Origin of the sequence: Flavonifractor sp. An112 (assembly GCF_002161085.1) — a bacterium.
Lineage (GTDB): Bacteria > Bacillota > Clostridia > Oscillospirales > Oscillospiraceae > Flavonifractor > Flavonifractor avicola.
Map to the genome: position 1 here is coordinate 1 of NZ_NFLU01000041.1, position 600 is coordinate 600.

Annotated in this window: 1 protein-coding gene; it reads right to left on the bottom strand. The window is 55.8% G+C overall.

Going from position 1 to position 600, the window contains the following annotated elements; genetic code table 11:
- A partial coding sequence (locus tag B5E56_RS14675; RefSeq protein ID WP_242959016.1) for a DUF7601 domain-containing protein occupies positions 1-600 on the bottom strand: 600 nt, incomplete at both ends.

Genomic DNA, 600 nt, shown 5'->3' on the forward strand with positions numbered 1-600 from the left:
TCCTGATCGGCTTCCTGCTCGACAACCGTATAGGTTATATCCACCGGCAGGCCGGAAGCGGTCTTGCTTTCCCCATGTTTCAGTGCAAAGGAGGCAACACCATTTTCAAAGGTCATGTCGCCATAGGTGTCGGAGAGGGAGGTATTGCTCAGCGTTACCGTGAAATGGAACGCTTTTGAGGTATCCCCGTCGTTACCGGCCACTGTTTTGGAAACCGTCAGGCTCCCCGTTTCCGGTTTGGGATCTGGCCCCGGCTCCGGGTCGTCCTCTTTCGTGTTGGTGAAATTGGCTTCTGCCGTCACATCCTTCGTGATGGTGCCGTCGGTTCCTGTGGCCGTGGTGGTATATCCGTCCTGATCGGCTTCCTGCTCGACAACTGTATAGGTCACGCCCACCGGCAGGCCGGAAGCGGACTTGCTTTCCCCATGTTTCAGTGCAAAGGAGGCAACACCATTTTCAAAGGTCATGTCGCCATAGGTGCCGGAGAGGGAGGTATTGCTCAGCGTTACCGTGAAATGGAACGCTTTTGAGGTATCCCCGTCGTTACCGGCCACTGTTTTGGAAACCGTCAGGCTCCCCGTTTCCGGTTTGGGATCTGGC